This is a genomic window from Enterobacter sp. CCUG 70166, from assembly GCF_020224095.1.
Taxonomy (GTDB): Bacteria; Pseudomonadota; Gammaproteobacteria; order Enterobacterales; family Enterobacteriaceae; genus Enterobacter; species Enterobacter intestinihominis.
The window spans coordinates 44,427-68,905 of sequence record NZ_NRIQ01000004.1 but is presented as its reverse complement, the minus strand read 5'-3'; the positions used below and the strand labels follow the sequence as shown (position 1 = coordinate 68,905).

At 57.8% G+C, this 24,479-nt stretch carries 22 protein-coding genes; 10 read left to right on the top strand and 12 right to left on the bottom strand.

Translation table 11 applies throughout. The annotated features are described in order from the left end of the window. Window positions 1–103: 103 nt before the first annotated feature. Complete coding sequence (locus tag CKK19_RS02215) at window positions 104–2,227, top strand: alpha-galactosidase (RefSeq protein ID WP_063853138.1); 2,124 nt, start codon at window positions 104–106, stop codon at window positions 2,225–2,227. A 44-nt stretch (window positions 2,228–2,271) separates the two neighbouring features. After that, window positions 2,272–3,549 carry an MFS transporter gene (locus tag CKK19_RS02210; protein ID WP_063853137.1) on the top strand — a complete coding sequence of 426 codons (1,278 nt, stop codon included), beginning with the start codon at window positions 2,272–2,274 and terminating at the stop codon, window positions 3,547–3,549. Here the strand turns inward: CKK19_RS02210 and rhaM are convergent. From rhaM to rhaB, 9 genes are all read right to left on the bottom strand, one after another. Continuing rightward, window positions 3,537–3,851, bottom strand: coding sequence for an L-rhamnose mutarotase (gene rhaM, locus CKK19_RS02205; protein ID WP_022649824.1), 315 nt, complete (start codon window positions 3,849–3,851; stop codon window positions 3,537–3,539). The two genes, CKK19_RS02210 and rhaM, sit on opposite strands and share 13 nt — an antisense overlap. Next, window positions 3,848–4,996: a lactaldehyde reductase gene (gene fucO / locus CKK19_RS02200; protein WP_063853136.1), complete on the bottom strand. Its 1,149-nt coding sequence runs from the start codon at window positions 4,994–4,996 to the stop codon at window positions 3,848–3,850. The genes rhaM and fucO overlap by 4 nt, the downstream gene beginning before the upstream one ends. Before the next feature lie 135 nt (window positions 4,997–5,131). Further along, window positions 5,132–6,133, bottom strand: a complete 1,002-nt coding sequence (locus CKK19_RS02195; RefSeq protein ID WP_063853135.1) for an ABC transporter permease — start codon at window positions 6,131–6,133, stop codon at window positions 5,132–5,134. Next, on the bottom strand, window positions 6,130–7,134 hold the full coding sequence (locus tag CKK19_RS02190; RefSeq protein ID WP_225455020.1) for an ABC transporter permease: 1,005 nt from the start codon (window positions 7,132–7,134) through the stop codon (window positions 6,130–6,132). The genes CKK19_RS02195 and CKK19_RS02190 overlap by 4 nt, the downstream gene beginning before the upstream one ends. Then, window positions 7,134–8,636 carry a sugar ABC transporter ATP-binding protein gene (locus CKK19_RS02185; RefSeq protein ID WP_063853134.1) on the bottom strand — a complete coding sequence of 501 codons (1,503 nt, stop codon included), beginning with the start codon at window positions 8,634–8,636 and terminating at the stop codon, window positions 7,134–7,136. The genes CKK19_RS02190 and CKK19_RS02185 overlap by 1 nt, the downstream gene beginning before the upstream one ends. Window positions 8,637–8,736: 100 nt before the next feature. Beyond that, window positions 8,737–9,723, bottom strand: coding sequence for a rhamnose ABC transporter substrate-binding protein (gene rhaS / locus CKK19_RS02180; protein ID WP_023298909.1), 987 nt, complete (start codon window positions 9,721–9,723; stop codon window positions 8,737–8,739). 82 nt (window positions 9,724–9,805) lie between these two features. Then, on the bottom strand, window positions 9,806–10,636 hold the full coding sequence (gene rhaD / locus CKK19_RS02175) for a rhamnulose-1-phosphate aldolase (RefSeq protein ID WP_022649818.1): 831 nt from the start codon (window positions 10,634–10,636) through the stop codon (window positions 9,806–9,808). 121 nt (window positions 10,637–10,757) lie between these two features. Then, a complete protein-coding gene (gene rhaA, locus CKK19_RS02170) occupies window positions 10,758–12,017 on the bottom strand; it encodes an L-rhamnose isomerase (RefSeq protein ID WP_022649817.1) in 1,260 nt (419 codons plus the stop codon). Further along, the gene (gene rhaB / locus CKK19_RS02165) at window positions 12,014–13,483 is read right to left on the bottom strand and encodes a rhamnulokinase (protein WP_048965903.1); all 1,470 of its coding nucleotides are present in this window, start codon (window positions 13,481–13,483) and stop codon (window positions 12,014–12,016) included. The genes rhaA and rhaB overlap by 4 nt, the downstream gene beginning before the upstream one ends. Window positions 13,484–13,784: 301 nt before the next feature. Here rhaB and rhaS (CKK19_RS02160) point away from each other — a divergent pair, with 301 nt between their 5' ends. Further along, the gene (rhaS, locus tag CKK19_RS02160) at window positions 13,785–14,621 is read left to right on the top strand and encodes an HTH-type transcriptional activator RhaS (RefSeq protein ID WP_022649815.1); all 837 of its coding nucleotides are present in this window, start codon (window positions 13,785–13,787) and stop codon (window positions 14,619–14,621) included. A 73-nt stretch (window positions 14,622–14,694) separates the two neighbouring features. After that, window positions 14,695–15,543 (top strand): HTH-type transcriptional activator RhaR, encoded by an 849-nt coding sequence (gene rhaR / locus CKK19_RS02155; protein WP_032676783.1) that lies wholly within the window; start codon window positions 14,695–14,697, stop codon window positions 15,541–15,543. On the opposite strand, the gene rhaT is transcribed toward rhaR, so the two are convergent. Next, complete coding sequence (rhaT, locus tag CKK19_RS02150) at window positions 15,544–16,578, bottom strand: L-rhamnose/proton symporter RhaT (protein ID WP_022649813.1); 1,035 nt, start codon at window positions 16,576–16,578, stop codon at window positions 15,544–15,546. A 288-nt stretch (window positions 16,579–16,866) separates the two neighbouring features. On the opposite strand from rhaT, the gene sodA reads away from it, so the two are divergent. Continuing rightward, window positions 16,867–17,487 carry a superoxide dismutase [Mn] gene (gene sodA, locus CKK19_RS02145; RefSeq protein ID WP_003861999.1) on the top strand — a complete coding sequence of 207 codons (621 nt, stop codon included), beginning with the start codon at window positions 16,867–16,869 and terminating at the stop codon, window positions 17,485–17,487. A 66-nt stretch (window positions 17,488–17,553) separates the two neighbouring features. After that, window positions 17,554–18,228, top strand: a complete 675-nt coding sequence (yiiM, locus tag CKK19_RS02140) for a 6-hydroxyaminopurine reductase (protein ID WP_046621326.1) — start codon at window positions 17,554–17,556, stop codon at window positions 18,226–18,228. Window positions 18,229–18,327: 99 nt separating this feature from the next. Here yiiM and cpxA read toward each other — a convergent pair whose 3' ends face one another. After that, complete coding sequence (gene cpxA / locus CKK19_RS02135; RefSeq protein WP_063853132.1) at window positions 18,328–19,701, bottom strand: envelope stress sensor histidine kinase CpxA; 1,374 nt, start codon at window positions 19,699–19,701, stop codon at window positions 18,328–18,330. Continuing rightward, window positions 19,698–20,396: an envelope stress response regulator transcription factor CpxR gene (cpxR, locus tag CKK19_RS02130; protein WP_003862004.1), complete on the bottom strand. Its 699-nt coding sequence runs from the start codon at window positions 20,394–20,396 to the stop codon at window positions 19,698–19,700. The genes cpxA and cpxR overlap by 4 nt, the downstream gene beginning before the upstream one ends. 150 nt (window positions 20,397–20,546) lie before the next feature. Between cpxR and cpxP the strand changes: the two genes are divergently transcribed. From cpxP to CKK19_RS02110, 4 genes are all read left to right on the top strand, one after another. Continuing rightward, window positions 20,547–21,053 carry a cell-envelope stress modulator CpxP gene (gene cpxP, locus CKK19_RS02125; RefSeq protein ID WP_023305089.1) on the top strand — a complete coding sequence of 169 codons (507 nt, stop codon included), beginning with the start codon at window positions 20,547–20,549 and terminating at the stop codon, window positions 21,051–21,053. 153 nt (window positions 21,054–21,206) lie between these two features. Further along, a complete protein-coding gene (gene fieF / locus CKK19_RS02120; RefSeq protein ID WP_023298903.1) occupies window positions 21,207–22,091 on the top strand; it encodes a CDF family cation-efflux transporter FieF in 885 nt (294 codons plus the stop codon). Between the two features lie 184 nt (window positions 22,092–22,275). Next, a complete protein-coding gene (gene pfkA / locus CKK19_RS02115) occupies window positions 22,276–23,238 on the top strand; it encodes a 6-phosphofructokinase (RefSeq protein WP_003862009.1) in 963 nt (320 codons plus the stop codon). A 208-nt stretch (window positions 23,239–23,446) separates the two neighbouring features. Further along, complete coding sequence (locus CKK19_RS02110) at window positions 23,447–24,436, top strand: sulfate ABC transporter substrate-binding protein (RefSeq protein ID WP_023298902.1); 990 nt, start codon at window positions 23,447–23,449, stop codon at window positions 24,434–24,436. Window positions 24,437–24,479 lie beyond the last annotated feature (43 nt).

Here is a 24,479-nt window from a genome sequence, read left to right as displayed (position 1 = left end):
ACACCAAAAATTCAAAACTCGATCACAGATCCGAAACGTTGTGGTTTATATCCGAAACGTTTCGGATCAACACTCAGGACATCCCGATGACAGGAGATGTCCGATGCAAGATGCCATTTTTCGACTTGAAAGCAATACGGTTGACGTGGTGCTAAAAACCCATCCGTTCTCCGAAATTCTCTACTGGGGACCGCACCTTCACCACTTTTCGCCGCAGGATGTCGCTACGCTGGCGCGGCCGGTTGCTAACGGCAGGCTGGACGTCGACTCGCCCGTCACGCTGATGGCAGAGCTGGGGCACGGCCTGTTTGGTTCGTCCGGCATCGAGGGGCATCGCCAGGGGCTGGACGGTTCGCCTGTCTTCACCACCACAGGCGTACAACAGCAGGGGCAAACCCTGACGGTAACGGCGGAAGATAAACAGGCGGGCCTGCGCCTGACCAGTGAATTAACGCTGGATGCCAGCGGCGTACTGGTGGTGCGCCATGGGTTAACCAACCTGAAAACGCAGGCGTGGCAGGTGGATCGCTTTGCCGTGACGCTCCCGATTGCCGAGCGCGCGCAGGAGGTGATGGCCTTCCACGGACGCTGGATCAGGGAGTTTCAGCCGCACCGCGTGATGCTTGAACATGACAGCTTTGTGATTGAAAACCGCCGGGGTAAAACCTCCCACGAACATTTCCCGGCGCTGATCGCCGGTACGCCATCGTTCAGCGAAATGCAGGGCGACGTCTGGGGCGTGCATCTGGGCTGGAGCGGCAACCACCGCCTGCGCGCGGAAGCGAAAACCGACGGCCGCCGCTATATGCAGGCCGAAGCGCTCTACCTGCCGGGTGAAATGGCGATTAAAGAGGGGGAAACGCTCTGGACGCCGCGCCTGTATGCCAGCCACTCCCCGCACGGGCTGAATGGCATGAGCCAGCGGTTCCACCGCTACCTCCGCGATAACGTTATCCGCTTCCCGGAAGATAAACCGCGCCCGGTGCATCTCAACACCTGGGAGGGGATCTACTTCGACCACGATCCGGACTACATCATGCGCATGGCCGACGAGGCCGCAGCGCTGGGCGTGGAGCGCTTTATCATTGACGACGGCTGGTTCAAAGGCCGCAACGACGACCACGCCGCGCTGGGCGACTGGTATCTGGACGAGAAAAAATACCCGAACGGCCTTAAGCCGGTAATCGATCACGTTAAACAGCTCGGCATGGAGTTTGGTATCTGGGTTGAGCCGGAGATGATTAACCCGGATTCCGATCTGTACCGCGCGCACCCTGACTGGGTGCTGGCGCTGCCGGGCTACGCCCAGCCGACCGGGCGACATCAGCTGGTGCTCAATCTTAATATTCCGCAGGCCTTTGATTATCTGGTCGAGCGCATGAGCTGGCTGCTGGGCGAACACGCGGTCGACTACGTGAAATGGGACATGAACCGCGAGCTGGTGCAGCCAGGGAACAAGGGCAAAGCCGCCGCCGATGCCCAGACGCGCCAGTTTTATCGCCTGCTGGACGTGCTGGGCGAGCGTTTCCCGCACATTGAGTTTGAATCCTGTTCCTCCGGCGGCGGGCGAATCGATTATGAAGTGCTGACCCGCTGCCACCGCTTCTGGGCGTCCGACAATAACGACGCGCTGGAGCGCAACACTATCCAGCGCGGCATGAGCTACTTCTTCCCGCCGGAGGTGATGGGGGCGCATATCGGTCATCATAAATGTCACGCTACCTTCCGCCAGCACAGCATTCAGTTCCGCGGGCTGACGGCGCTGTTTGGTCACATGGGGCTGGAGCTGGATCCGCTCACCGTCGACGCGCAGGAGCGTGAAGGCTATCGACATTACGCCGCGCTGTATAAGCGGTGGCGCGAGGTCATTCATCACGGCACCCAGTGGCGCGTGGATATGCCGGACGCCACCACTTTGGCGCAGGGTATTTTGAGCGAAGACAAGACGCAGGGGCTGTTTTTGGTCAGCCAGCTCGCGATGCCGGATTACACCCTGATGATGCCGCTGCGCATGCCGGGGTTAGACGCCAGCGCGCAGTACCGCATCACGCTGCTCGATCATCCGAACATTCAGATTACGGGCGAGGGCGGGCACACCATGCGCAAGCTGCCGGCGTGGATGGACGCGCCGCAAACGGTAAGCGGTGAATGGCTGATGCAGGCGGGTATTGCGCTGCCAATTCTGGATCCGGAAACCGCCATTCTGATTGGTGTGGAACGCGTGTAAGGGTGACGGGCCGGGCAACCGGCCCTCCGTTGAGGATAAAAATAATGAACACAACAACCTGTACCCACAAAGACAACCCTAACTTCTGGATCTTCGGGCTGTTCTTCTTTCTCTACTTCTTCATCATGGCCACCTGTTTTCCGTTCCTGCCGATCTGGCTGTCGGACATCATCGGCCTGAACAAAACCCATACGGGGATTGTTTTCTCCTGCATCTCGCTGTCGGCCATTGCCTTCCAGCCGGTGCTGGGGGTCATTTCGGACAAGCTGGGGCTGAAAAAACACCTGCTGTGGATCATTTCGGTGCTGCTGTTCCTGTTCGCGCCGTTCTTCCTGTACGTCTTCGCCCCGCTGCTGAAAACCAATATCTGGCTGGGGGCGCTGAGCGGTGGGTTGTATATCGGCTTTGTCTTCTCAGCGGGTTCGGGGGCGATTGAGGCCTACATTGAACGCGTGAGCCGCAACAGCTTTTTTGAGTACGGCAAGGCGCGCATGTTCGGCTGTCTCGGCTGGGGGCTGTGCGCCTCAACGGGCGGCATCCTGTTCGGCATCGATCCGTCGTATGTTTTCTGGATGGGATCGGCGGCAGCGCTTTTGTTGATGCTGCTGCTGGTGGTTGCGAAACCGAAGCCCAACCAGACGGCGCAGGTGATGAATGCCCTGGGCGCCAATCAGCCGCAGATCACCGCTAAAACCGTCTTCACCCTGTTCCGCCAGCGCAGAATGTGGATGTTCATCCTGTACGTGATTGGCGTGGCCTGCGTGTATGACGTCTTCGACCAGCAGTTTGCCACCTTCTTTAAAACCTTTTTCGCCACACCGCAGGAGGGGACCCGCGCCTTTGGTTTCGCCACCACGGCCGGGGAAATCTGTAACGCGATCATCATGTTCTGCTCGCCGTGGATCATTAACCGCATCGGCGCGAAAAACACGCTGTTGATTGCCGGGGTAATCATGGCGACGCGCATTATCGGCTCGTCGTTTGCCACCACTGCCGTGGAGGTGATTGCCCTGAAGATGCTGCACGCGCTGGAAGTCCCGTTCCTGCTGGTGGGGGCATTCAAGTACATCACCGGGGTGTTTGATACGCGCCTGTCGGCCACCATCTACCTGATTGGCTTCCAGTTTGCCAAACAGTCGGCGGCGATCTTCCTCTCCGCCTTTGCCGGAAATATGTATGACCGGGTCGGCTTCCAGGAGACGTACCTGATGCTGGGCTGCTTCGTGCTGGCGATTACGGTTGTGTCGGCGTTTACGCTGAGTGGCAGGCGGGAGATAGCTGCTACCGCAGGGGCAGCAGCGTTAACACATCAGTCCAGGTAAAACACCTCGTTCAGCTCCGCACTCACCGGGCTGTTGTCCGGGTTAGACGGCATAACGTCAGCCATATGTTTCCACCAGCGCTGGCAGACGTCGGTATTTGCCACCGCGTTCCAGCGCTCCTCCGATTCAATCTCCACTGTCGCAAACAGCAGGTTGCGGGCTTTGTCGAGGTAAATGGCGTAGTGGTGCGCGCCGTGGGCTTTCAGTACCGCTTCCAGCTCAGGCCAGATCGGGTTGTGGCGGCGCGCATACTCCTCGTGCGCATCCGGGTTTACCTGCATCACAAACGCTTTGCGGATCATAATGCCTCCAGGTACAGCTCGCGGACCTCATCGCGGCTGGCGGTACGTGGGTTGCACGGCGCGCACGGGTCAGCGAGCGCTTTATCCAGCCAGCCTTCAATATCGGCTTTGGTGACGCCGAGCTGGCTAAATCCGGACGGAATGCCGACGCGGGCACTTAGATCGCGAATCGCTTGAATGGCGGACATGCTGGCCGCTTCGTCGCTCATGCCGCGCGTGTCAACGCCCATCGCCTGCGCCACACGGGCGAATCGGGCGACCGCGTTCGGGCGGTTAAAGTTTTCGATGATCGGCAGCAGGATGGCGTTGCAGACGCCGTGCGGCAGGTTGTGCGTCGCGCCCGGCTGGTGCGCCAGAGCATGCACCAGCCCCAGCCCGGCGCTGTTAAACGCCATGCCCGCCAGATACTGCCCAAAAGCCATCTGCTCGCGCGCTTCCAGGTTGTGACCGTCGTCGACCGCTTTCGGCAGCCAGAGGTTGATCAGACGAATGGCTTCCAGCGCGTTGGCATCGGTCAGCGGGTGTGCGCCCACGGAGACGTAAGCTTCAATGGCGTGGGTTAGCGCGTCCATGCCGGTTGCGGCGGTCACGGAGGCCGGAATATCGAGCATCACGCTGGCATCGTCCACGGCGATATCCGGGATGATGTGCGGGTCGATAATCACCTCTTTAACCTGACGCGCGGCGTCGATGATCACCGCGTTGCTGGTCATCTCCGCTGCCGTGCCTGCGGTGGTGTTGATCGCCACCAGCGGCACGCCCGCGTTTTTCACCTTGCCGACGCCGGAATAATCGGTTGACGGACCGGGGTTGGCAGTGAGGATTTTGATTGCCTTGGCGGTATCAATCGGGCTGCCGCCGCCAAAGGCAATCAGGTAATCACACTCTGCATCCTGATATGCCGCATAGCCTTTTTGCACCAGCGCTTCCGTTGGGTTTGGGAAGACCTCATCGAACAGGTGATACGACATCTGATGGGCGTCCAGCGCGTTAAACAGGCTGTCGAGCAGGCCGAGTTTTACCAACTGACCGTCGGTGACAACCAGTGCCTTTCCCCACTGCTTGCTCGCCACCAGGTTGACCATATCGCCGATTGCGCCCGCGCCGTGCAGGCTGATTTTGGGGAGTGCCAACATAAAGCTCATGATAATTCTCCTTAATATGCTTTTGAGGTAATCCGTTCCCCTCACCCTAACCCTCTCCCCGGAGGGGAGAGGGGACTGCTTGGTGCGGCTTTTCACCCTCTCCCCTCAGGGGAGCGGGCAGGGGTGAGGGGCAATTTAATTCCGTCTTCGCAGCATCATCCGGCGGGTAATAATCGGCAGCGAAATCACCACGATCAGCATCGCGCCGATAATCACCGACATCACAATGCCGGGCACGTTGAGCAGGCTCAGGCCGAAGGTCACCAGCCCCATCAGGAAGGCGGCGATAATCACGCCCACCATGCTGCCGGACCCACCGAGAATATTGACGCCGCCGAGCACCGCCATCGTCACCACCGCCAGCTCCCAGCCCATCGCGATGGTCGGGCGGGTGCTGCCCAGACGCGAGGTAAGCAGCACCGACGCCAGGCCGGACATCAGCCCCACCAGCGCGAAGAGGATCAGGCTGTGGCGCTTCACGTTGATGCCGGAGTACCACGCGCCGGTCGGGTTGTTGCCGATGGCGTAGGTGCGGCGGCCAAAGTTGGTGCGGTGCAGCACAAAGGCAAACAGAGCGGCCAGCACGATAAACAGCGCGAATTCAAACGACAGCGCGCCCCAGACGTAGCCCTGGCCGAACCAGGCGAAGCTCTCCGGATAGCTGTTCAGCGCCTGGTCCCCGAGCAGGATGTAGGTGATCCCGCGGTACAGGCTCATGGTGCCGATGGTGATGACGATGGACGACAGGTTAAAGCGCGTCACCAGAATGCCGTTGAACAGCCCGCACAGTAGCCCGACGCCTAATCCGACGCAGACCAGCAGCGGCGTATCGACGCCCGCCGCCGCGCAAAAGCCCATCACCGTGGAGCTGAGCGCGATGGTGGAGGCTACCGACAGGTCAATTTCCCTGGCGATAATCAGCATCGCCATCGGCAACACGATGATCGCTTTTTCGGTGAAGTTGAACGTCGCGTCGGAGAGGTTCCAGATATTGAGGAAGTAGGGTGAGGCGAGCGCGTTCACCACAAACACCGCCAGCGTCACCGCCAGCAGGAACCCCTCCCAGCACAGCAGACGCTGGAAGATGCCCGGCGCAGAAGTGGGTTTGATTGCTTCAGATGTCATCATTTTGCTCATGATTTCACCGCCAGTTTCTGACGTGCCAGCGCCGCATCGCGCAGTATCAATCGGCCTTTACGTTTATTGCCGCGCTCGTTCAGCAGCACTGCTATCACAATTACCGTGCCGGAAATCGCCATCTGCCAGAACGGGGAGACGCCGATCACCGGCAGGGCGTTGTTAATCACCCCGAGGAACAGTGCGCCAAACAGACAGCCGAGCACGCGCCCGGTGCCGCCCATGGTGCTGATCCCCGCAATCACACAGGCTGCCACCACCTGCAATTCAAAACCGTTAGCGACGTCAACATACGCAACGGCAAAGCGCGATATCCACAGGTAGCCGCAGAACCCGGCCAGCAGACCGGAAAGGCAGAAGCTAATGAACTGCATTTTTCCGGCGTTGATCCCGGTGTAGTACGCTGCCGTGGCATTACCGCCTGCGGTGTAGAGCGCTCGTCCGGTGCGGCTGTAGCGCAGGAAGTAGCCCACCAGCAGCAGCGCGGCGATGGCGCACCAGCTCAGCACCGGCAAGCCCAGCACTGACGCACGTGGCAGGCCGAGGAAATCTGTACCCATCTGGTTTGAGTTCACCCAGCCGCCGCCGGAGAGCAAAAAGATCATTCCGCGGTAGATGCTCATAGTGCCGAGCGTTACCACAATCGCCGGAATGCCCAGCTTCCACACCAGCAGGCCGTTTATCGCGCCCATCAGCAGCCCAAGCACGCTGGCAAGGATCAGCAGCGCCCAGACGGGCACGTCCGGGTAATGGAAATTAATCAGGGCGACAATCATCCCGGTCAGGGCCAGATTGGCCGCCATCGACAGGTCGATGCCTTTCGTGAGCAGCACCATCATCTGCCCGAGCGCGAGGACGATCAGAATGGCGGTGTCGTTAAACATCTCCACCAGGTTGCCCGGCGCGATAAACGATGGCACGCGGCTGCCAATGGCGACGATCATCAGGATAATCACCGCGCCCAGCAGGGCTTCGCGGTGTTTTAAGAGTGAGCTAAGCATTATGCCGCCTCCTGTTTTGCACCGCTGGCGGCGCTGACGATGGTTTCCGCCGTCGCGTCTCCCGCCTGGTACTCGGCCACCATCAGCCCCTCGTGCATGACGATAATGCGATCCGCCATGCCCATCACTTCCGGCAGTTCGGACGAGACCATAATTACCGCCAGCCCCTGACTGACCAGCTCGGACATAAACTGATGCACGGCTGCTTTTGAGCCGATATCGATGCCTTTTGTCGGCTCATCGAGGATAATCACGTCAGGGTGCGTCGCCAGCCATTTGCCGATCACGACCTTTTGCTGGTTGCCGCCAGAGAGGGTCTCCACCGCCTGCTTCCAGCTGAAGGCTTTCACTTGCAGGCGTTTGGCGTACTCGTCCGCCAGCTTCCATTCACGGTCGTCATGCAGCACACCGTTCGGATTGAGCTTGCTGAGCTGAGGCAGGCTGATGTTCTGGGCAATCGGCAGGGCGATAATCGCCCCCTGTTTCTGTCTTTCTTCCGGCACGCAGACGATACCGGCTTTGATCGCATCCGCAGGCTGGCGGAAGCGCCGGGGCTGTCCGTTGAGGATAATTTCCCCGGACGATGGCCGCGTGACGCCGGAAAGCGCCTGCATCAGCTCGGTACGCCCGGCCCCCACCAGCCCGTAAAAGCCGAGGATTTCCCCTTTACGCAGGGAGAACGAGATATGCGCAAACTCGGTCGGATGGCAGAGGTTTTTCACCTCCAGCACCGTCTCGCCTTTTTCGCAGTCGATTTTAGGGAAAGTTTGGGTAATGGCGCGCCCGACCATCATCGACACCATGCGCTCCTCGGTGATCTCATTTATTGCACCTGCGCCGACGAACGCGCCGTCGCGCAAAATGGTGTAATGGTCCGCCAGCTCAAAAATCTCGTCGAACTTGTGGGAGATAAACAGGATGGCTTTGCCCTCCTGCTTTAAGCGCTCCACAATCTGGTAAAACTCGAGGATTTCATGCTGCGACAGCGCCGCCGTGGGTTCATCGAGGATCACCACCTGCGCCTCAAACGACAGCGCGCGGGCAATCGCCACCATATGACGCTGGGCGATGCTCAGGGTTTTCAGCGTCGCGCGCGGGTCGATTTGCACTTCCAGCCGCGTGAGGATCGCCTGCGCCCGGCTGTGCATTTCCGGCCAGTCGAGCTTTTTCAGGAAGCCTTTGTGAAGGTACTGACCGACAAAGATATTCTCGGTGACCGAGAGTTCATCAAACAGCACGGTTTCCTGGTGAATGGCGGTGATGCCCATTTTATGCGCCGACTCCGGCGTCGGGAGATGAACGGGGATCGCTTTATAGAGAATTTCGCCCTCGTCGGGCTGGTAAATGCCGGTCATCACTTTGACCAGCGTCGACTTGCCCGCGCCGTTTTCGCCTATCAGGGCGGTCACTTTGCCGGGCCACAGCGCAAGCTGCACGTTCTCAAGAGCACGCACGCCGGGGAACACCTTGGTGATGCCAGAAAGCTGTAGCAATGGGGTCATGATAGTTCTCCTGGACAGAGGAATTTGTAGGGCGGGTAAGCGGCAGCGCCACCCGCCTTTTGCCGGATGGCGCTGCCGCTTACCCGGCCTACAAATTGCATCAAAAGATTTTCGAGAACTTATCAATATTGCTGGCATCGTAGACGAACGGCTCGGCCATCGCGCCGTTGCCGTCAGCATCCAGCTTCACTTTGCCCAGTCTGCCCATGCTGGCCTCACCTTTCGTGGCCGTGCCTTTCACCAGGTCATCCGCCAGGTAGGTTGCCGCATAGCCGAGGTCGATCGGGTTCCAGATGGCAAAGCTCTTGCTCGCACCGGACTTCACCGCGCCCGCCATCTCGGACGGCAGGCCTAAACCGGTGACGTACACTTTGCCAATCTTGCCCTGGTCCTTCACCGCCTGCGCAGCGGCCACGATGCCCACGGACGATGGCGAAACAATCACTTTCAGTTCGGGGTAGGTTTTCAGCAAGCCGACCGCTTCGCGGTAGCTTTTGTCAGAGAGATCGTCTCCGTAGGCCACGGTCACCAGATTGACGGACGGGTACTTCGGCAGCACCTTTTTCATCTCCGCAATCCATGTATTCTGGTTGGTGGAGGTTGGCGTGGCGCTCAGCACCGCCACGTCGCCTTTCTCGACATTCAGCGCTTTCAGCGCGTCGGCGGCGAGCTTCACGTTGGTTTCGCCAATCAGGGCATTATTGGACGGGTTGAGGTGGATCTGGCGTCCGGCTTTCGCCACCCCGGAGTCCCACGACACAACCTTAATGCCGCGCTGCATCGCTTTTTTCAGCACCGGCACGACGGCGTCCGGATCGTTCGCGGAAATCGCGATCGCATCCACGCCCTGGGCGATCAACCCGTTCAGCACCTCGATCTGCGCTTCCGCCGTGGTGGTAGTCGGGCCGGTATAAATCACTTTTACATCGCCTAACTCTTTGGCCGCCTCCTGCGCGCCGACGTTCGCTGCCTCGAAGAATCCATTTCCTAAGGACTTCGCCACCAGGGCGATTTTCACTTCTGCTAAAGCGGAACCGGACAACGCCAGAGCGGCAACGGTGAGGATCAAGCTTGCTTTTATTTTCATTGCTTTTACTCCACTGACTTGAGTTAGTTGTAGGGATTGCAGGTGGTTTTCGCCCCGTCTCAATGAGCGGGGCGCGATGTTGTTATTGGTACAGATCTAACGCCGACTGCATGGGGGTGACGCCAAAGCGTTTGCCCAGGGCGATCAGCTCTTCCCGGGTGATGGTCTGCTTCATGCCGCCCATGGAATAGACCTTCACCAGCACTTCCGCGGATTTCTCGGCGGTGTCGATCAGGCCGAAGGTTTCATCCAGCGTCGGGCCGCTGCCGAAGACGCCGTGGAACGGCCACAGCACCAGTGAGTGCTTCTGCATGTCCGTTGCGGTTGCCTGACCGATTTCGTCGGTGCCCGGCACCATCCACGGCAGAATGCCGACGCCGTCCGGGAACACCACCAGACACTCGGTACTGCCTTCCCACAGTTTGCGGGTGAAGAAATCAGAATTATTTTCCAGCACGTAGGTCAGGGCGATCAGGTTGGTGGCGTGGCAGTGCATGATTACGCGGTCCTTGCCATTGGTCGCCTTGATGCGTTCGCAGTGGGAGAGGAAGTGCGCCGGGAGTTCGGATGTCGGTACCGCGTCGTCCGTCAGACCCCAGAGAATGTGGTAGCCCGCACCGTCGCTGTCCACTTTCACCACGCCAAGGTTGGCCTGCGGGTCGAGCTGGACGTTGCGGAAGAACTTCCCGGAACCGGTGACGATAAACGGCGTGTTGGCGAGCAGCGGCATCGGCTGGCTCAGGGCGATATAGCGCGGCTTCTGGTGGAAATCGGCGGCAAATGGCTCGATATCCGCGTCGTCCAGGCGTAGCGTCAGGTTGCCGCCGTTGCGCTCATCCCAGCCTTTGAGCCAGGCGTCAGAGGTGGCTTTGATCATGCCCTGGACGAACCAGGAGGTGGTGATGGTCTGCATAGTTTTCATTTCCAGTTATCGCGGTGAGGTTGAACCCCTCACCCTAACCCTCTCCCCAAAGGGGAGAGGGGATGGTTTGCTCCCTCTCCCCTTTGGGGAGAGGACAGGGGTGAGGGGGCAGTTACCCGCGCTGACTCAACACGTCTTCCTCATATGCCCGCACGTTGTCCAGCCACTGGCTGCCCGCAGGCGCATCGTGACGCTGGCAGTACATCTCCCATACCGCCTGCCACGGCAGGGATTTCTGCTCTTCCAGCAGCGCCAGGCGCGCGGTGTAGTCGCCGTTTTCTTCCAGCTGTTTCAGGGCGGCGACAGGCTCCAGCAGCGCGCGCAGCAGGGCTTTCTTCATGTTGCGGGTGCCGATAACCCACGCCGCGATGCGGTTGATGGAGGCGTCGAAGAAGTCGAGGCCAATGTGTACGCGGTCAAAGAGGTCGTGGCGGATGATTTCGCTGGCAATGGCCTGGGTTTCGTCATCCAGCAGCACCACGTGGTCGCTGTCCCAGCGGACCGGGCGGCTGACGTGCAGCAGCAGGCGCGGCACGTAGAGCATGGCGGCGGAGATTTTGTCGGAGATCACCTCGGTTGGGTGGAAGTGGCCGGCATCCAGGCACAGCGCGGTCTGGCGGCTGGTGGCGTAACCCATGTAGAACTCGTTTGAGCCCACGGTGTAGCTCTCTGCGCCAATGCCGAACAGCTTGCTCTCGACGGCGTCGATGTGGTGCGCCGGGTCCAGTTTTTCGCTGATAGCTTCATCCAGCGCGGCCAGCAGACGCTGACGCGGGGCCAGTCGGTCTACGGTGATGTCCTTCATGCCGTCCGGGATCCAGATATTCATTACCGATGGCGTGCCAAGCTGCTCGCCGAAATACGCCGAGACCCGGCGGCTGGCTTTGACATGGTCGATCCAGAACTGGCGGATTTCGTCGTTGGCGTGCGCAAGGGTAAAGCCGTCCGCGCTCAGCGGGTGCGAGAAGCAGGACGGGTTAAAATCCAGACCCAGCCGGTTGGCCTTCGCCCACTCCACCCAGTTCTTAAAGTGTTCCGGTTTGATTTCGTTACGCGCGACCGGCTCGTCGGATTCGAGATAAATGGCGTGCAGGTTCAGGCGCTTTGGCCCGGGGATCAGGCTCAGCGCCAGCTCCAGATCCGCACGCAGTTCGGTGGCGTTGCGCGCTTTGCCCGGGTAGTTACCCGTGGCCTGAATACCCCCCGTCAGGGAACCGCCCGGGTTCTCGAAACCGGCGACGTCATCACCCTGCCAGCAGTGCATGGAGACGGGCAGACGGTCGAGCTGGCGCAGCGCCTCTTCGACATCCACGCCGACGGCGGCGAAACGCTGTTTAGCCAGGTCCCAGGCTTGTTCAAGTTGAGTGGTCATGCGCAAAGCTCCTTAGTCAGTCGTTTTTGCTGAAACTGCGCCCGGTAGCGGGCAATTTCATGGCAGGGATGGGGGGTGAAGGTGGTCAGGCTGTTATTCGCCGTCACCACCGAACGGAAATCGTCGACGTTTGAAAGTTCGTCCAGGGTCATCAGCTGAATGCCGATATTGCCGAGCGTGGAGGCTTCAATCGGACCTGCCACCACGGTAATGCCGCAGGCATCCGCGCAGAGCTGGTTCAGCAGCTGGTTCTGGCAGCCGCCGCCCACGATATGCAGTTGTGTGAACGGTTTGCCGCGAAGGTCAGCCAGCTCGCTCAGGATGTCGGCATACAGCAGGGCGAGGCTGTCAAAAATGCAGCGTGCCAGCTCGGCGGAGCGGGAAGGTACCGGCTGCCCCGCTTCAAAACAGGCGGCCTGGATTTCGGCGCTCATGTGCACCGGGTTGATAAAGCGATCGTCGTTCGGGTTGATCAGGAAGGTACAGGCCTTCAGCGTTTCGGTTTCCGCGATAAGCGCGGGCAGGTCGGTGATGGCCTGCTCTTTCAGCACCCGCTGGAGCAGCCACAGCCCCATGATGTTCTTCAGCACCCGGTAGCGGCCTTCGGCACCGCCTTCGTTGGTGATGTTCGCCGCCATCGCGGCATCGCTGGTGTACGGGGTTTTGCTCTCGAAGCCCATCAGCGACCAGGTGCCGGAAGAGAGATAGGCCGCATCTTTGTCGGCGAGCGGCGAGGCAATGACCGCGCTCGCGGTGTCGTGACTGGCGACGGCGACAACAGGGATTTCATTCCCCTGCGGGCAAAGCCAGTGGCCGATTACATTGCCCGGATGGGTTGGCGCGCCGAACCAGGACGGCGAGGCGCCCGTCCAGGCCAGCAGATGTTCATCCCAGTTATCGGTGTTGATGTTGACCAGCTGCGTGGTGGTGGCGTTGGTGTATTCCCAGTTCATATTGCCGGTCAGACGGTAGCTTAAGTAGTCCGGGATCAGCAGCGCATGCGCCACCTTTTCGACCAGCTCAGGCTGTTGCTCAACCAGCGCACGTAGCTGATACAGCGTGTTAAACGGCAGGAACTGGATGCCACTGCGACCATAGATGTTCTCCTTGCCAAGCTGCGCGATGGCGTGCGCCATCAGCCCATCGGTGCGGCTGTCGCGGTAGGAGACCGGCAGGCCGACGCGTTCGCCGTGACTGTCCAGCAGCACGTAATCCACACCCCAGGTATCAATGCCGATACTGTCGATGCGAATACCGTCTTCGCAGACGTTGTGAAGTCCGGTGCGGATCTCTGCTTCCAGGGCGTCGATATCCCAGGTAACAAAACCGTCCTGTTTTTGCAGACAATTGGCGAAACGGTGCATTTCGCGAAGCGTAAGGGTGTGCAGGTCGCAGTCCCAGGTGGCGAGCATTACACGGCCGCTGGATGCGCCTAAATCGACAGCCACACAATGGCGAAAAGTCATGGTCGGGTCCTTTCTTAAGTCATTAGCGAGGAGTGTAAGAAAGGGAAGAAATAGCCACCTTCTCGCCACTGACAGCCCAAATCTCGCGCTGGCAAGAAAGCAAAGATGAACGTGAGGGAGTTCACAGTTTCCAGTAATCGCGGGGTTTGCAGGCAGTGTGACGCTGACCGCATTTCCCGATCTTTCCGCCTGTTTCTTGAAAAACCGGCAGCTTTTGCGCGGTTTGCTGTCAAAAATTTAAGGTGAGCGGGGAAGGCCTTAATTACTATTTTGAGAACTTTTCTCATTGGTAGAGGCCGTTATGACCGTACTGCACAGCGTCGATTTTTTTCCTTCGGGGGCTTCGCCGGTTGCGATTGAGCCACGGCTGCCTCAGGCTGCGTTCCCGGAACATCATCATGATTTTCATGAAATTGTGATTGTTGAGCACGGAACGGGCATCCACGTGTTTAACGGTCAGCCGTATACCATCAGCGGCGGTACGGTGTGCTTCGTGCGCGATCACGACAGGCACCTGTATGAACATACCGATAACCTGTGCCTGACCAATGTGCTCTATCGTTCTCCGGATGCGTTTCAGTTTCTCTCCGGGCTGAATCAGCTGCTGCCGCAGGAGAAGGACGGCCATTATCCGTCGCACTGGCGGGTGAATCAGTCCACGTTGCAGCAGGTGCGTCAGCTGGTAAGCCAGATGGAGCAGAGCGAGGATGGACAGGAGACGCATGCCATTGCTACCCGCGAGATGCTGTTTATGCAGCTGCTGGTGCTGCTGCGGCGCAGTAGCCTGGTGGAAGGGCTGGAAAATAACGACGCGCGCCTGAATCAGCTGATGGCCTGGCTGGAAGATCATTTTGCCGAAGATGTCTGCTGGGAAACGCTGGCGGATGACTTTTCGCTCTCGCTGCGCACGCTGCATCGTCAGCTCAAGCAGCATACCGGGCTGACGCCGCAGCGCTACCTCAACCGTCTGCGCCTGATCAAAGCGCGTCACCTTTTAAGGCACACGGATGAAAGCGTCACCGATATCGCCTATCGCTGCGGTTTCGGCGACAGTAACCACTTTTCAACGCTGTTTCGTCGGGAATTTAGCTGGTCGCCGCGCGATATCCGTCAGGGGAAAGACGCGTTGCTTCAGTAACGCGAGGGCAGTCACCGTTTTTTTACCGCAGAAAGGCTAATAATATCCGGTTATTCGCCGTCGAGGTTGTGGTGTGGCTGCTCAGTTAATTCTTCGTAAAGATGATTTTTTTGCCTCCGCGAGTCAGGCCGTCGCGGTGGCGGACCGCTATCCGCAAAACGTCTTTGCCGAGCATACCCACGAGTTCTGCGAGCTGGTGCTGGTGTGGCGGGGCAACGGCCTGCACGTCCTCAACGACCGTCCCTACCGCATCACGCGCGGAGACCTGTTCTACATCCGCGCCGAAGATAAACACTCTTACGCCTCGGTTAACGATCTGGTGTTGCAGAACGTCATCTACTGCCCTGACAGGCTTAAACTGAATGTCGACTGGTCGGGCAATATCCCCGGTTTACATGATGCCAGAGGCGAACCGCACTGGCGCTTAAGCAGCAACGGCATGGCTCAGGTGCGCCAGACGATTTCCCAGCTGGAGCAGGAGAGCCAGAAGAGCGATCCGGTGGCAAACCAGATGTCGGAGCTGCTTTTTGCCCAGCTGGTGATGACCCTGAAGCGCCATCGTTACGCTACGGATAATCCCTCTGCCACCACGCAGGAAGCGCTGCTGGATAAGCTCATCACCCGGCTTGCGGGCAGTCTTAACAAGAGTTTCGTGCTGGAAAAATTCTGCGAGCAGGAGCAGTGCAGCGAGCGCGCGCTGCGCCAGCAGTTCCGCACCCAGACGGGGATGACGGTAAACCACTATCTGCGCCAGCTGCGCATCTGCCACGCTCAGTATCTGTTACAGCATACGGAGCTGATGGTGAGTGAAGTGGCGATGCGCTGCGGCTTTGAGGACAGTAACTACTTTTCGGTGGTGTTTAACCGTGAGGTGGGGATGACGCCGGTTCAGTGGCGTCATCGCAGTCGAAAGGCAGCGTAATCAGTTCGCCATGCCGAGGCCGACGATATTGGCCGCAATAATAATCACCACGCAGCCCAGGCTCAGCACGCCAACCGGACGACGCCCGGCGTTGTTCCACTCTTTCAGCACCAGCCCAACCAGCCCGCCGCACAGCACGTAGAAGCTCATGTGCAGCATCCAGCTCATGTAGTCATACTGCGCCGGAATACTGGCGTGACCCCAGGCGTAAAAGAAGAATTGCAGATACCACATCAGACCGCCGAGGGCGGAAAGCAGGACGTTGGTGACGATCAGCGGTTTTGCCAGCGAGAAGTCGGCTTTTACCGACAGATTCTTCACTTTTGCCAGACGAATGAAGCAAAAGCCGAGGTTTACCAGTGCGCCGCCGCCCATGATCACCACGTAGCTTGGCAGGGCAACGTACAGCGGGTCGACGCCCAGCGCCGCAGCGGCGTCGTGCATCGGTTTGGCGGCGTTCATCGCGAACGACATGCCCGCCGAGAAGACGCCGCACATCACCGCCAGTAGCAGCCCTTTCTTCAGGTTGAACTCTTCGGCTTTGATGCCCATCTTGCGTTCTTTCAACTGGCCCGCGCGGGTGACAATTCCCACGCCGATCACCGCTACCAGCACGCCCAGCAGCGTCATTCGCCCACCCTGGGTGTTGATCAGCACATCGAAGTTGCCGTTGAGGATTGGCGTCATCAGGGTGCCAACAATCAGCGTAATGCCGATCGCGATGCCAATCCCCATCGACATTCCGAGGTAGCGCATGGTGAGGCCGTAGTTGATATTACCGATACCCCACATCGCGCCGAACAGGAATACCGGCAGCAGGGTGGAGGCGTTGAAGGAGGAGAAGTAGCCCCAGAAATCGGGCAGCAGCATGGCGCTGATTGTCCACGGCAAAATCAGCCAGGACACGGTACCGCCAACGGACCACATGGTTTCCCATGACCAGCCTTTCACCTTTTTAAACGGGGCATAGAAACAGGCTGCACTGGCCGCGCCTATCAAATGCCAGAAAATACCCATCGTAATCGCATGATTCATTTTTACATCCTCATCGTTTTTATAGCCGGAGGCTTCCCGCCGACTTGATGAGTGTAAAAATTAGGCGGTTTGGGAACCTTCAGAAGGTTGCCGCACTTTTGTTTTGAATGGCAATCAGCACGTTAACCGCGTGAGCAGACTCACAATTCCTTCATTTCTCAAAAACCGAATAACCTTATAAAAACTACGGCATTGATAATCATTTTCAATATCATTTAATTAACTATAATGAACCAACTGCTTACGCGGCATTAACAGCTGTGCCGCCCGACAATAATGGAGAGGATTATGAGTTATACACTGCCATCCCTGCCGTATGCCTACGACGCACTGGAACCGCATTTCGACAAGCAGACGATGGAAATCCATCACACTAAACATCACCAGACCTACGTGAATAACGCGAATGCTGCGCTGGAAAGCCTGCCAGAGTTCGCTAATCTGCCTGTTGAAGAGCTGATCACCAAACTGGACCAGCTGCCAGCAGACAAGAAAACCGTGCTGCGCAACAACGCGGGCGGTCACGCTAACCACAGCCTGTTCTGGAAAGGCCTGAAAACCGGCACCACCCTTCAGGGCGACCTGAAAGCGGCTATCGAGCGTGACTTCGGTTCCGTTGACAACTTCAAAGCGGAATTCGAAAAAGCCGCTGCAACCCGTTTCGGCTCTGGCTGGGCGTGGCTGGTCCTGAAAGGTGACAAACTGGCGGTCGTTTCAACCGCAAATCAGGACTCCCCGCTGATGGGTGAAGCTATCTCTGGCGCATCCGGCTTCCCAATTCTGGGTCTGGACGTGTGGGAACACGCATACTACCTGAAGTTCCAGAACCGTCGCCCTGACTACATCAAAGCCTTCTGGGATGTAGTGAACTGGGACGAAGCAGCAGCGCGTTTCGCCGCTAAAAAATAAGGTTGCATTGACGCCTGTGAGAAGCGAGTCTGATGACTCGCTTTTTTTGTATCTGAAGGAGTGGAGATGCATTACCCGGTGAATGTGTTTACAGGCAAGGTAAGGGAGTACGAAGGCAGTCGCCCGAGCGCTATCGCCAAAGTGCAGGTCGACGGTGAGCTGACGCTTACCGAGCTTGGTCTGGCGGGCGACCAGCAGGCCGAAAAGAAAATCCACGGCGGGCCCGATCGCGCGCTGTGCCACTATCCGCGCGAGCACTATCAGCACTGGAAAACCGAATTTCCTGAACAGGCGGACCTTTTCGTCGCCCCCGCGTTTGGCGAAAATCTCTCAACGGAAGGGCTGACGGAGAAGAACGTCTTTATTGGCGATATTTATCGCTGGGGCGATGCTCTGATTCAGGTCACCCAGCCGCGCTCGCCGTGCTTCAAGCTTAACTACCATTTTGGCATTCAGGATATGTCGGCCCAGCTGCAAAACGCGGGTAAAACCGGCTGGCTGTATCGCGTTGTGCAGGCGGGACAGATTTCGGCGGATGCGCCGCTTGAGCTGGCTTCGCGCCTGAGTGAGGTGTCGGTATACGAGGCCTGTGCCATTGCCTGGCATATGCCCTTCGACGATGAACAGTTTCACCGCCTGCTGTCAGCGGCAGGATTATCCACCAGCTGGACCAGAACGATGCAGAAGCGGCGGATAAGCGGCAAGATCGAGAGCAGTTCGCGGAGATTATGGGGGAAATAATTGCCCCTCACCCCGGCCCTCTCCCCAAAGGGGCGAGGGTGAAAAGACCGCACCGAGCCGTCCCCTCTCCCCTATGGGGAGAGGGTTAGGGTGAGGGGATTACGAACGCTTATACAGCGGCAGCCACAGCGTTAGCCGCAGCCCGCCCAGCGGGCTGTCATCGGCTTTCACCCAGCCACGGTGCTGCTGCATGGCGGTTTCAACAATCGCCAGACCCAGCCCCGTACCGCCAGATTCACGGTCGCGCGCCTCGTCGGTACGGTAGAACGGACGGAAAATCTGCTCGCGATCTTCCGGGCTGACGCCTGGACCGTCGTCGTCCACGATGATAGTGATCCCGTCTTTATCCACCGAAAACGCCACTTCAATCTTCGTGTGCGAGTAGCGCAGGGCGTTACGCACGATATTCTCCAGCGCGCTTTCCAACGTGTTGGGGTTACCGTACAGCGGCCACGGGCCCGGCGGGAAATTGACGGTGAAGGATTTGCCCATCTGTTCCGCTTCGAAGGCCGCGTTATCCAGCACCTCATGCCAGAGGTGATTGGCTTTCACCGTTTCGCTCACCAGCGCGTTTTTCTGCTGATTGCGCGACATCACCAGCAGATCGTTGATCATGCTGTCCAGGCGATGCGCTTCCGTCTCAATACGCTCCAGCTCTTTGCTCTCACCGCTGCGACGGCGCAGCAGGGCGGTACCCAGCTGTAAACGCGTGAGCGGCGTTCGCAGCTCGTGGGAGATATCCGACAGCAGACGTTGCTGGGCCGTCATCATTCGATCAAGCGCGCTCACCATCTGGTTAAAACTGATTCCGGCGGCCAGGAACTCCTGCGGCCCGGATTCCAGCTCCGGATGCTGCCTCAGGTTGCCCTGCGCCACTTCGTCCGCCGCGTTTTTCAGCTTACGCGCCGGTTTCGCCAGGCTCCACGCCAGCCATAACAGCAGCGGGGAACTAACCAGCATGGTGACAATCAACAGCAACAGCGGACGGTCAAACAGCAGGTTGATGAAGTCGGACTGGGAACTGCTCGCGGGGCGAATCAGGTAGAGCTGGTAGTTATCTTCCCCATCCCGCACCGAGAAAGGGCCCACCATTTCTACCCGACCATATTTCTTTTTCTGCGGGTGATCGGCGTTATCCGCCTGGCCAATAAAGTTGCGGATAATCTGCATTTCATTGCGATCGGCCCCAATCACGCGGCCTTCACTGGTGACCAGTAAAAGACGTTGTCCGGGGGGCGCCCACTTGTCGATAGCGCGAAACAGCCTGCGCCACCACATTAAATCGTTCGGCGGATCGTTTGCCAGCTCCGCTTCCACGTGCTGCTCGATCATCACGCCCTGACGTTGCTCGCTGTCGAGCAGCTCCGTCATCTGGCGTGAGTCGAGTTTTGGCAACATCAAAACGAGCATTAAAACCAGTGCCAGCGTCAGCCAGAAGATGGCGAAGATGCGGGCGGTTAAGCTGCCTATCATGAAGCGGAAACCATCAGATAACCGCGACCACGCAGGGTTTTAAACCAGGGGTGACCGTCTTTACGCTCCGGCAGTTTACGGCGCAGGTTCGAGATATGCATATCGATGGCGCGGTCAAACGGGGTAAGGCGTTTGCCCAGCACTTCCTGGCTCAAGTGTTCACGCGACACCACCTGGCCGAGATGCTGCGCCAGCAGATACAGCAGGGTGAACTCGGTGCCGGTTAGCTCCAGCGTTTCACCGTCGAAGCTCGCTTCCTGGCGGCCCGGGTTCAGGCTCAGGGAGTCCACTTCCAGCGTAGGTGAGCTGTTGTCGGTATTCTGCTGCTGCTCGCTCCAGTGAGAGCGGCGCAGGATCGCGCGAATACGGGCCACCAGTTCACGGTCGTTGAACGGCTTAGGTAAATAGTCATCCGCACCCAGCTCAAGGCCGAGTACGCGGTCAAGCTCGCTGCCGCGCGCGGTCAGCATAATGACGGGGGTCTGGTGTGTCTGGCGAAGCTCTTTCAACGTATCAATACCGTTTTTCTTCGGCATCATGACGTCGAGCAAAAGTAAATCGATGCTGTCGTCAAGGAGACTCAGCGCCTGTTCCCCATCATGGGCAACCAGGACGTTGAAACCTTCCATGTCGAGCAACTCCTTTAAAAGAGATGTGAGCTCTCGGTCATCATCAACTAACAGGATTTTATTCATTGTTTAAATACCTCCGAGGCAGAAATTACGACATCAAGGCTATCTAATCCATGACTTTACGTTGTTTTACACCCCCTGACGCATGTTTGCAGCCTGAATCGTAGACTGTCTCTCGTTGAATCGCGACACGAAAGATTTTGGGAGCAAGTGATGCGCAAAGTTACCGCTGCCGTCATGGCCTCAACGCTGGCCTTCTGTGCGTTTAGCCAGGCTGCTGTAGCTATCAACAGCGATAACGGTTCCTCAGCAGAGGGCGCAACGCAGCACAGCAGCCAAAGCCATATGTTTGACGGCATAAGTTTAACCGAACATCAGCGTCAACAGATGCGAGATCTGATGCAGAGGGCACGACACGACCAGCCCCCTGTTAATGTTAGCGAAATGGAGACAATGCATCGCCTTGTCACCGCAGAAAATTTTGACGAAAGCGCTGTACGCGCTCAGGCAGAAAAAATGGCGCAGGAACAGGTTGCCCGCCAGGTAGAAATGGCGAAGGTTCGCAACCAGATGTTCCACCTGCTAACGCCCGAGCAGCAAGCGGTTTTGAATACCAAACATCAGCAACGTATGAACCAGTTGCGTGAGGTTGCACGGATGCAGCGAAGCTCAGATATGACGCTTTTCAGTAGCAATAGCAGTACCCGTAGTAACCAGTAAACCCTGTTTTCCTTGCCATAGACACCATCCCTGTCTTCCCCCACATGATGTGGGGGTTTTTTTTGCCCATCGTTCAGTGTTGTTAACGCTTTATTCATCCTTTCACTCCACCGCCATCCGTTATACTAGCGCCATGGCATGACAGGAGTGTTTATGAATCAATCCTATGGACGGCTGGTAAGCCGGGCCGCAATAGCCGCGACGGTGACGGCGTCGTGTTTGCTGATCATTAAAATTTTCGCGTGGTGGTACACCGGGTCGGTTAGTATTCTGGCGGCGCTGGTGGATTCACTGGTGGATATTGCCGCCTCGCTGACCAATCTGCTGGTGGTGCGCTATTCGCTGCAACCGGCAGATGAAGAGCATACGTTTGGCCACGGCAAAGCGGAATCGCTGGCCGCGCTGGCACAAAGTATGTTTATTTCTGGCTCCGCGCTTTTCCTGTTTTTGACCGGCATTCAGCATCTTATTTCGCCTTCTCCGATGAACGATCCGGGCGTTGGTGTGGTCGTAACCGTAGTTGCACTTATAAGCACACTTGTTCTTGTAACGTTCCAGCGCTGGGTTGTACGCAAAACACAAAGCCAGGCTGTACGGGCCGATATGCTTCATTATCAGTCTGATGTTATGATGAATGGGGCAATTCTTATTGCGCTCGGTCTGGCCTGGTATGGCTGGCATCGTGCCGATGCGTTGTTTGCGTTAGGGATAGGGATCTATATTTTATACAGCGCGTTGCGGATGGGGTATGACGCGGTACAGTCGCTTCTTGACCGTGCGCTTCCGGATGCAGAACGTGATGAAATTTATGCCATCGTGACCCACTGGCCTGGCGTCAGTGGTGCTCACGATCTTCGTACGCGGCAGTCAGGGCCGACCCGCTTTATTCAGATTCATTTGGAAATGGAAGACAACCTGCCACTGGTTCAGGCGCATATGGTCGCTGAACAGGTGGAGCAGGCGATTTTGCAGCGTTTCCCTGGGTCAGACGTCATTATTCACCAGGATCCGTGCTCTGTCGTCCCCAGGGCGTTTTGAGCTTTCGTAATTCGTTGTAAAAAAGTGAGCCAGACCAGCATTTTGTGGATAAATTACCACCATATGGCCTGACCTGAATCAATTCAGCTGGAAGGGATTGATATACTATTTGCAGTATTCGACGGTTGAACAGTTTCTTCCGGCAGCAGATTTCAATTTTGCATTCCTAAGTTCAGAGGTAGTCATGATTAAGAAAATCGGTGTGTTGACAAGCGGCGGTGATGCGCCGGGCATGAACGCGGCAATCCGTGGGGTTGTCCGTGCAGCGCTGACGGAAGGTCTGGAAGTTTTTGGTATCTATGACGGTTACCTGGGTCTGTATGAAGACCGCATGGTTCAGCTCGACCGCTACAGCGTGTCTGACATGATCAACCGTGGCGGTACTTTCCTCGGTTCCGCGCGCTTCCCGGAATTCCGTGACGAACACATCCGTGAAGTGGCTATCGAAAACATGAAAAAACGGGGTCTGGATGCGCTGGTGGTTATCGGCGGCGACGGCTCGTACATGGGTGCAAAACGTCTGACTGAAATGGGCTTCCCGTGCATCGGCCTGCCTGGCACCATCGACAACGACATCAAAGGCACTGACTACACCATCGGTTACTTCACTGCGCTGGGTACCGTTGTGGAAGCGATTGACCGCCTGCGTGACACCTCTTCCTCTCACCAGCGTATTTCCATTGTTGAAGTGATGGGCCGTTACTGCGGTGACCTGACCCTGGCAGCGGCCATTGCCGGTGGCTGTGAGTTCGTGGTAGTTCCGGAAGTAGAGTTCAGCCGTGAAGATCTGGTCGCAGAGATCAAAGCCGGCATCGCGAAAGGTAAGAAACACGCCATCGTTGCTATCACCGAGCACATCTGTGACGTTGACGAGCTGGCGAAGTACATCGAAACCGAAACCAAACGCGAAACCCGCGCGACCGTTCTGGGTCACATTCAGCGTGGCGGTTCCCCAGGCCCGTACGACCGTATCCTGGCGTCCCGCATGGGTGCGTACGCGATCGAGCTGCTGCTACAGGGCCACGGCGGCCGCTGCGTCGGTATTCAGAACGAGAAACTGGTTCACCATGACATCATCGACGCCATTGAAAACATGAAGCGTCCGTTCAAAGGTGACTGGCTGGACTGCGCGAAAAAACTGTACTGATCGGCTCTGTTGCCCGGTGGCGCTGCGCTTACCGGGCCTACAAAAGCACGGATCGTAGGCCGGGTAAGGCGTAGCCGCCACCCGGCTTTTTTGTGCCCACGCACTTTTTATTCCTTCACGTTATAGCCAATCTTTTTTTATTCTTTAATCATCGATTAGCTTTCTGGCACGCTGCATTCATCAAAACACTACACAAGAGAGCCGGGCGATGAATAAATGGGGCGTGGGGTTAACATTATTGCTGGCATCGACCAGCGTTCTGGCAAAGGACATTCAGTTACTGAACGTGTCGTACGATCCGACGCGTGAACTGTACGACCAGTACAACAAAGCTTTTGCGGCGCACTGGAAACAGGAAACCGGCGATAACGTGGTGGTTCGCCAGTCTCACGGCGGTTCAGGTAAGCAGGCGACATCGGTGATCAACGGCATTGAAGCCGATGTGGTTACCCTGGCGCTGGCTTATGACGTAGACGCGATCGCGGAGCGTGGCCGTATCGACAAAAACTGGATCAAGCGCCTGCCGGACAACTCTGCGCCATACACCTCGACCATTGTCTTCCTGGTGCGCAAAGGCAACCCGAAACAGATTAAAGACTGGAACGACCTGATTAAGCCGGGCGTGTCTGTCATCACGCCGAACCCGAAAAGCTCCGGCGGCGCACGCTGGAACTACCTGGCGGCCTGGGGCTACGCCCTGCACCACAACAACGGTGACCAGGCTAAAGCGCAGGAATTCGTGAAAGCGCTGTTTAAAAATGTCGAAGTGCTGGACTCCGGCGCGCGCGGCGCAACTAACACCTTCGTCGAGCGCGGCATCGGCGACGTGCTGATTGCCTGGGAAAACGAAGCCCTGCTGGCGACCAACGAGCTGGGTAAAGACAAATTCGAGATCGTGACCCCGAGCGAATCCATCCTGGCTGAGCCGACCGTCTCCGTCGTCGATAAGGTTGTTGATAAGAAGGGCACCAAAGCGGTGGCGGAAGCCTACCTGAAGTACCTCTACTCACCGGAAGGGCAGGAAATTGCGGCGAAAAACTTCTACCGCCCGCGCGATGAGGCCGTCGCGAAGAAATACGAAAACGCCTTCCCGAAACTGAAGCTGTTCACTATCGATGATGTTTTTGGCGGCTGGACCAAAGCGCAAAAAGAGCACTTCTCTAACGGCGGCACCTTCGACCAGATCAGCAAGCGCTAAGCGTTTTACAAAGAACGACACGGTAACCCGGTGTGAGAAATCC

Coding starts and splice junctions, on each gene's coding strand:
- CKK19_RS02215 (WP_063853138.1), top strand. CDS start 104: ATGCAAGATGCCATTTTTCGACTTGAAAGCAATACGGTTGACGTGGTG.
- CKK19_RS02210 (WP_063853137.1), top strand. CDS start 2,272: ATGAACACAACAACCTGTACCCACAAAGACAACCCTAACTTCTGGATC.
- rhaM (WP_022649824.1), bottom strand. CDS start 3,851: ATGATCCGCAAAGCGTTTGTGATGCAGGTAAACCCGGATGCGCACGAG.
- fucO (WP_063853136.1), bottom strand. CDS start 4,996: ATGAGCTTTATGTTGGCACTCCCCAAAATCAGCCTGCACGGCGCGGGC.
- CKK19_RS02195 (WP_063853135.1), bottom strand. CDS start 6,133: ATGAGCAAAATGATGACATCTGAAGCAATCAAACCCACTTCTGCGCCG.
- CKK19_RS02190 (WP_225455020.1), bottom strand. CDS start 7,134: ATGCTTAGCTCACTCTTAAAACACCGCGAAGCCCTGCTGGGCGCGGTG.
- CKK19_RS02185 (WP_063853134.1), bottom strand. CDS start 8,636: ATGACCCCATTGCTACAGCTTTCTGGCATCACCAAGGTGTTCCCCGGC.
- rhaS (WP_023298909.1), bottom strand. CDS start 9,723: ATGAAAATAAAAGCAAGCTTGATCCTCACCGTTGCCGCTCTGGCGTTG.
- rhaD (WP_022649818.1), bottom strand. CDS start 10,636: ATGCAGACCATCACCACCTCCTGGTTCGTCCAGGGCATGATCAAAGCC.
- rhaA (WP_022649817.1), bottom strand. CDS start 12,017: ATGACCACTCAACTTGAACAAGCCTGGGACCTGGCTAAACAGCGTTTC.
- rhaB (WP_048965903.1), bottom strand. CDS start 13,483: ATGACTTTTCGCCATTGTGTGGCTGTCGATTTAGGCGCATCCAGCGGC.
- rhaS (WP_022649815.1), top strand. CDS start 13,785: ATGACCGTACTGCACAGCGTCGATTTTTTTCCTTCGGGGGCTTCGCCG.
- rhaT (WP_022649813.1), bottom strand. CDS start 16,578: ATGAATCATGCGATTACGATGGGTATTTTCTGGCATTTGATAGGCGCG.
- sodA (WP_003861999.1), top strand. CDS start 16,867: ATGAGTTATACACTGCCATCCCTGCCGTATGCCTACGACGCACTGGAA.
- yiiM (WP_046621326.1), top strand. CDS start 17,554: ATGCATTACCCGGTGAATGTGTTTACAGGCAAGGTAAGGGAGTACGAA.
- cpxA (WP_063853132.1), bottom strand. CDS start 19,701: ATGATAGGCAGCTTAACCGCCCGCATCTTCGCCATCTTCTGGCTGACG.
- cpxR (WP_003862004.1), bottom strand. CDS start 20,396: ATGAATAAAATCCTGTTAGTTGATGATGACCGAGAGCTCACATCTCTT.
- cpxP (WP_023305089.1), top strand. CDS start 20,547: ATGCGCAAAGTTACCGCTGCCGTCATGGCCTCAACGCTGGCCTTCTGT.
- fieF (WP_023298903.1), top strand. CDS start 21,207: ATGAATCAATCCTATGGACGGCTGGTAAGCCGGGCCGCAATAGCCGCG.
- pfkA (WP_003862009.1), top strand. CDS start 22,276: ATGATTAAGAAAATCGGTGTGTTGACAAGCGGCGGTGATGCGCCGGGC.
- CKK19_RS02110 (WP_023298902.1), top strand. CDS start 23,447: ATGAATAAATGGGGCGTGGGGTTAACATTATTGCTGGCATCGACCAGC.